Origin of the sequence: Thiorhodococcus fuscus, assembly GCF_042682685.1 — a bacterium.
GTDB lineage: Bacteria > Pseudomonadota > Gammaproteobacteria > Chromatiales > Chromatiaceae > Imhoffiella > Imhoffiella fuscus.
In genome coordinates, this window is the sequence record NZ_JBHUHX010000043.1 from 21,862 (window position 1) to 29,190 (window position 7,329).

Sequence of the window (7,329 nt, forward strand, 5' to 3'; positions counted from 1 at the left end):
AAACGTGTGCTTGGCGGCTCACGCTAGGGAGTGTCCCCGATGGACTCTTGTAAATGTCAAACTTCTACGGTCTCCCCGGCAAAGCCGGGGGATTTCTCAACTGATTAATTGCCCCATAGACCATCAACATTTAACTCTTAAATTAAATAATCGCAGCATATCCACAACGAGGATTCATGTTGGCGAAGAACGCGAAAACCAAAACCCCAATCGCCTCCCAGAAAGAAACAGCCACAACTCACGACAGACATGCCGGATCAGCATAAGGGGAATAAGACTTCTCCTCAACAATAGCGGAACCCAGCAAATCGTTGATTCTCCGCTTGATCGCTGCGCGCCGATCATTTTCGAAATAAACCTCGCGCGCCAGCGCGACAAACTCCTCATCGAAACAGTGACGGCGTTCACAATCGCGCTTGCCGTCTTCGACCTCCCATAGGCGGGCATTGACATCCTTTAGACAGGAAGTCAATTCGGGCAAAGACAACGGAAAACGAGCGACGTCGCCAATCACGGACATAATCGCCGCATGCTCACGCCGCACGTTGGTGAGCTTTTCTTCATCGACCAAGCGCTCCAACTTAATCTGCAGAATAGTCAGCTTATCGAAAACCTCACCCCAAGAGACAGGAAGCTCGGGGGTATCCGGCCATACTCTTTCATGCCTCATTTATTCTCCTTAACGATGTCAAACACGCAGGCAATCGACATGCGCGACTAGCCGCAATCAAACGAACGCAGAGTAAGCGTCAAGACTCGACAGGCTCGAATCCCCTGAGCGAGATATCAGCCCCACACGGACAAGCCAACGCCAAGGAAACCGCTTCTCCACCGGGCAATGCGGGCAGATTATCGAAACGCCACAAGTCGTAGCCATAGCGCTGAAACGTACGGCTCAGAACAGGAAGATCCTGAGTCGTACAGGGCGCAACCAACACATAGGGCCGCGCGCGCTCCAGCAGCCGCGCAGCTCCTTGCAAAACCTCAGGCACCGGCATCGGCGGCTGAATCAGCAGCAAGCGGCAGATTGGCCATTCAAGCGCATCGATCGGCTTAACGTCGGGTGCCACTCTGAGCCGGCTATTGCCAGTCAGACGCGCCTCATGCGAGGAACGCAAGTCCAGATCGGGAATGAGCGGCACCTTGGTGGCTTCAGGGGAAAGACGGATGGGCAAATGGGGATAGGCCAACAACCCATCGCATCCCGCCAACAAGGCATTGGCACACAACGACTGGAAATAGAGACGCCGAGGCTCAAACGCGGCGAGCACACCCTCGCGCCCGACCAGATTCAATAGCGACAGCGTCAGCTTACCATTACCGGTACCGGCATGAACGACATGGCATCCACGCCGCAGTATTTGCCGAGCCAGACGCTCCACATAGTCCGTTGACACACGCCACGTCTCGGATTCGTACTCAAAGCGATGCGCAAGCCGCAAGCTACCATCGACTTGGCGCTCCTCACGCATCAAGCGCGCACCCGAAAATGCCGAGGTAAAGCCAACCCGAGCGGGAAAGGTCGGCAGGCGCTGCCGATGTTCACCCAGCAACCGCTCCAGCGGCCGCCACACAGACTCCGCAGTCAGGCGCGCCCAAGCCGCCTGATACTCGCCTGCCATACCGGCCCACTGCTCCTCGTTGACCTTGGGGCGCCCCCAGCCAGGCAACTTATCCATGCCCGGAGGAACCAGCCCCACGCTATGCGGATAATAGGGAAAATGCGTTAGAGGAATGCTCGCGCTCAACAGCAGCGTCGGCGTAGCAGTAGCATCGGCAACGTGTTGAGCGAAACTATCGACCGCGATCAATCCATCGACCTGCCCGATCAGCGCCTTGAGCTTGTCCACGCTGTCGATACGACCATCCAGATCAAGCAGCCTGGAATGCTGCATTTCCAGCGTGGAATCGACCACTAGAGTGAGTTCAGGGTGCTGTTCAAGTAACTCTCGCGCCAGTGATTGGGCGACGCCGAGCGGCATGGAGCGCAACGGCACCGAAGCGCGATGACTGAGCAAGATCGTCCGCCCTGGCGCGGAAGCCAGAAAACCCGCAACCTCGCGCCAAACGATCAAGGGGACGTCAATCCGATTGCGCTTGTCCTCGGACGGAACCTGCGCCGGATCCAGCCCCAGCCACCAGAGATAGAAATCCACCGCCGGTAGTTCCGCATAGCGCGGCGCGTTGATGAGATTGCTGAAATCGAAATAGGCGTCGTAGCGAGAGAATTCGGTCAAGGACAAGGCCGAGAAGAACACCTGATCCACCTCTGGAACGATCCTCAGCAAACCCTCCGCCGCTTCCGAGCAATTCATGCCGAACAACACATCGATCGCAACCGACGGCAACCGGGAGCGCATCCAAGTCACCGCCTGGCGCAAGGCGGTGGATCCCATGAGGTTATCACCCAGATTCGCCCCGAAGCCGTTGACGATGGCGATACGCAGATGAGGCTTGGAATGACGCTGGCGCAAAAAGTCCAACTGCGTCCCCAGAGGAGCCGACTCCTGATCGTGCAGGAAGTCGCGTCCAGGCGCTATCACACCGAGCGAATGCCGCCCCAGCCGCACGGGAAAAAAGGGCAAGCCCGAGACATGGCGCTCATCAAGGATACTCATCGCAGCCGTCAAGTCTGCCTCGCCGACCTCGGCCGCGATCTGCTTACGCAAGAACCCGGCCTCGCCAGGGGCGCCAACCATGAGGTGATCGATCGACGGGTGACGCAGATCCGGCGAACCGGGCAACCATTTGTTGAGGCGGCTGGTCGACAGCTCGCGCCCCTTGACAACAGCGTAAACGTACATGGATAAGGTCTCGAGCAAACCAGCACACAGAGCATGCCCGGCGCGGATTCATATTGAGATGATGAATGTCGCCGCAATCAACACTTGGAGAAGATTGGGCGACCCCATCGCGTCCCTGGGCCATACGAACTCTGGTGGACGAGTGTACCGCAGGCGCCTGCAGGCCAGGGGCCAGAATTCAAGCAACATCCCCAGCACGGCGGGCTCTAGCGTTTAATGCAATGGAGCAATGGAAGCCCTGCATCCATCGCCCCACTTCAACGTCAACGTTCAATCTTGCACCTAACAAAACGCCCCCGGTTTCCCGAGGGCGCTCAAACGTCAACCCTTGCTGTTGCAGCACGATAGGTTTAGCGACCAATCGGCATCCGTGCCAATACCGCCCCTCATACCATGGTCACTCGCCCCATCCCACCTTGCTTCAAGGGACGTACGTAGGATCGGCAGCAAAGAAGTCGCTTATGGTGGTACCGCTCGTCAGACCCTGCACACCCACCAGCTGAATCGTGAAGTCCATCGTCCCCCCAAGCTCGGTATAGCCATCCTCATTAGTTTGCGTATTGTCGTTGATCAAGGTCAAATTCACATCGGCCGCCGTGAACTGCAGGGTTGCAGTACCAGCAGCCGCATCGAACGTTGTCAGAGACCAACCAAGATCCTCGGCCGAGACATCGATACGATGGCCATTGACTGAATCATAGTCTTCAGCGGTGAGCGTTCCCTGCGCTGCCGCCGTCGCGAACAGATCCACGAACGTATCGTTATTTGGGTTGGTGAGCCTCTCTGAGCTGGCGATAAAGTCCTCGCCAATATTGAAGCTATGGATGACATCGCTGCCCTGATCCCGCGCGCTAGGTTGATACAAGAAGACATCCTTGGCTTCACTGGCAACCATGATGTCATCCGCCTGGCCACCTTTCAGGATATTCGCGAGATCAAAGGCCCCTGTACGCGAAAGGCCCTGACCCATCAGCGATGTGAAATCCGCGAAGGCGGGCGGGTCAAAGGTCGTATCGTTCGTCACAAGGTTGGTCGTAATCGTGTCGGCCCCTTCGGCATAAACGCCATCGGTCATCTCCGTTGCGGCCCCGGCGAACAGTAGGTGGGTCTTTCCAGGGCCAGCCATCGAGCCTGCGGTATACAGGAAATCCGCATCACCGTTGCCGATGAAAACGAGATCGCCCGAGGTCACAGCGTTAGAGGCATAAAACAGATCGCTGCTGTCCGACCCGCCAATCACCAGGCTGCCGCTGACGACGTCGACATAGTCGGCAACCTCTCCGAAAGTTGGCTCCGCATAGGTGAGTTCCTGATTCAAGTCGGACACCGATCCAAGCGTCCAAACGCTCTCATCCTGACCCACGACATACTCGACCGACGCGAGGGAATCCACTGCGCTAGCACTGGCCTTGACGGTAAACGCGTCTGCCGTTGCATCATAGCCGAACATACCGGCCGCAATCGTCGTCGCAGCATAGGTGAGGGTGTCATTACCGTCACCACCGTCGATGGTATCGGAGGTCGCCGTCCCAGCAATGGCGTTATCCCCGCTATCGCCGGTCACATCCACCCCACTGTTCGTCAACCTAGAAGCATCGACGTTCACCGCCGTGCTCAATGCGTCGCTATCAGCATCAAGATCAATCGTCTGAGCCACCGAAGGCGTGCTGTCCGTTAAAGAACCGCTGCCCGAGCCGGCGGTAAGATCGACCACCATCGGTCCACGATAGGCGCTGTCCACCGAATAGTCGGCATTTCCTATGAGGCTCAAGGTGCCGTCCTGCACATTCGCGCTAAAGAATCCCCCCAAGCTATCCGCCAGCAGATCTTCGTCCACGCCGCCAGCGAACTTCACCAGCAGGTCGGTATCGTTGACCTTGCCGCTCTCGACCATGTCACCGAAGATGTAGGTGTTACCGGAATCGCTGAAGATGTAGGCCGCGTTGTCCCCACCACCCAACTGGGCGAGATAATCGAGCTTGTTGCCCAAAGACAGGCCGGCAAGATCGCTCTTCTGCTTGGCGGTCAGCCCGCCGAGCATATAAGCGCCCTCCAGGCTGAAGCTATCGGACAGGGCCTTGTCGACGGTCCCTGCCACGTCGGCATCCTCGACCAGCGTGAAGCCATTGATGACATCCGTCTTGAACACCGTCGAGCCGAAGATGAAGTCACCGGAGCCGTCGCTGGTCTCGGCGTAGGTGATGCTATCCAGCCCGCCGCTCAACGTGATGGTCTCGGCCAGCGCGACGTTTTGGGTAGCAAAGGTCAAGCCGCTGCCGGCCACGACCTTCTTGTCGGTAGCGTCCCAAGCGATCGCCGTCAGACCGGAGGCATCGATGGTGGCCAGCTTGCCGCCACCCACAACCTCAGCCGTACCCGTTCCCGACAGGTTAAGAGCGGTCAACTCCGCAGCCGGAATGGTCGGGGAGTCTTTCTGGGTCGAATAACTGGAGCTGTTATCCGTCTTCATGTCCTGAGCACGGAACACGAAATTGGACCCGAAGACACCCGTTTCATCGGCATCGGGGCACGAGCTGTCATGGAGAATGGTCGAGTTCAGCGCCACATCCAGCGTCTTGAAGTCACCCTCGGCCGTCGCATAGCCATTGACAGCGACCTCCAGATCCAGCGCATCGGCATAGGCCACGACGGTTGCCGGATCGTAGGCATCGCCGCCCATGACACCCACGGAAACGGTGCCGCCGTAGGAGGTCACGGAATCGTAGCTGTCGCCGTTCGCAATCCCGGTCTGGCTCAGATCGGTCGTGCCGCTGGCGGCCTCGAACCCGGCATCGACCACCGTCACCGTGGAAGACGCGCCGGAACCGGAACCATCGGCGTGGCCGCCGAGCGTGATGACCTGATCCTCCACATTGAGGATGCGATAGTCGCCACCACCGCTCGTGGCGCCGTCCTTGAACCCGAATCGCTCATAACCGGTCATGCGGTCGGCATCGACGATATAGGTCTGACCCGAACCGCTCGCCCCCTGGTCCACCAGGGTCAGCTCGGAGAAATTCACCAGACGCTCGGTCAGGGCCGTGTAGTCGGTTGGCTGGAAGACCTGGTCCGCATCGACATTCAAGGTGACGTCATTGTTGCCCTCGCCACCGTCGATCACCCAGGTCGCCCCGAGGTCGGACATGCCGAAGTCGTCGAATATGACCGAGTCGTCTCCCGCCCCCAGGTTCACATCGACCGAGGTGGTCTCAACAGCGCCCATGTCCTGGAAGCCCGTGCCGCCAGAACCGACAAAGCGCAGCGTGTCAGCGCCAGCGCCCGCCGCGATCTCCAAGGTCTTGGAGGTATCGACGATAGTCAGCCTGTTGTCGCCTTCCCCGAGGTCGATGGAGGTCGCCCCGGAGCCATCGTTATCAAGCCAAACGAAATCATCACCACCGTTGGTCGCCAGGGTCACGTCCTGCGCGGCGCTCGCATCCGAATTGACGCTAATATCATCGTCGCCCGCGCCCGTGGTAACGGTATGGATGGCACCGGAACCGTCTGTGCCGGCAGTCGTCAGGAAGATGGCGCCATCGCCGGCCGAAGCGTCGAGCACCTCGAAATTGAAGCCGCCAGAACCATCAGTACCCTCCGTTGGCACCAACGAAACATCGATGTCGGTATTCAGCGTCAGCGTATCGCCGGACGCCACGGAGGCAGCCAATAGCGCATAGGCATCCGCCGTCTCGATATTGCCGCAGGGCGTTTCGTACTCGTAGGTGAAGTCGCCGGACATATTGATGACGTTGGCGCCATCGACCTGCATCATCACGAAACCCGATTGATCCCCGGAGCCGTCGTCCGCCGACGTAACGTTATCCAACACGGCGTTGAGCGTGGTCTCGCCGGCGGCCATGTCGATCGTCAGAATTTGAGGATTGGCCTTCTCGGCGACGATGTCCAGATTGCGGAAACCCAGGGTGTTGTCCGAGGCGACCTTATCCACACTGGTCGCGCCATCGATCTGCCAGATCTCCTGGGCGCCGACGAACTTGGAGGCATCGAAGCCGCCAGACCCACCGAAGAAGTAAGTCAAATTGTCCGCTGCTTCGGTGTTGTAAATATTGATGGTTTCGATGTTCTGAACGGTGCCGACCTGGGAGGCGTTCTCGCCGCTGCTGCCGACGAAGATGTTCAGGACATCGTCGCCCTTGCCGCCATCGAGCGCGTCGAAGCTCTGCAGGGTATTGGCGTAATTACCCAGCAGGTTGTAGGGCGCGGCATTGAAGGTGTCGTTGCCGTCGGTGCTGGTGGTGCCGTCGGAACCGATCAGAACACCGGAAACGTCTTGACCGGTGGTGAGCGTGAAGGTCTGACCGGGGCTCACTTCCCCATCGACGATCTCTTGGATGACACCGTCGATCGTGCCCGAGGCGGCGGCGGCGCTGTCCGCGTCGGTGACGCCGGCAAGCCAGTCGACCGCGTCGGACGGGTCGGCGGCATAGGCATTGTTTTCCTCGACGGTGTCAAGGTGGCTGGTGAACTCCTCGGCAGCGCCCGTCTTGGCGATCAGCGCCTCGCG

General features: G+C 58.9%; 4 protein-coding genes. 1 reads left to right on the forward strand and 3 read right to left on the reverse strand.

The features are described 5' to 3' along the window. Positions 1-238 precede the first annotated feature (238 nt). Together ACFSJC_RS15095 and ACFSJC_RS15100 are read right to left on the reverse strand one after the other, a co-directional pair. Entirely contained in the window at positions 239-670 is a 432-nt protein-coding gene (locus ACFSJC_RS15095) for a DUF6165 family protein (RefSeq protein WP_386027878.1), read from the reverse strand. A 79-nt stretch (positions 671-749) separates the two neighbouring features. Then, positions 750-2,396, reverse strand: coding sequence for a glycosyltransferase family 9 protein (locus ACFSJC_RS15100; protein WP_386027879.1), 1,647 nt, complete (start codon positions 2,394-2,396; stop codon positions 750-752). A 63-nt stretch (positions 2,397-2,459) separates the two neighbouring features. On the opposite strand from ACFSJC_RS15100, the gene ACFSJC_RS15105 reads away from it, so the two are divergent. Next, positions 2,460-2,810, forward strand: coding sequence for a hypothetical protein (locus ACFSJC_RS15105; RefSeq protein ID WP_386027880.1), 351 nt, complete (start codon positions 2,460-2,462; stop codon positions 2,808-2,810). Positions 2,811-3,225: 415 nt separating this feature from the next. On the opposite strand, the gene ACFSJC_RS15110 is transcribed toward ACFSJC_RS15105, so the two are convergent. Beyond that, a partial coding sequence (locus tag ACFSJC_RS15110) for a beta strand repeat-containing protein (protein ID WP_386027881.1) occupies positions 3,226-7,329 on the reverse strand: 4,104 nt, incomplete at its 5' end.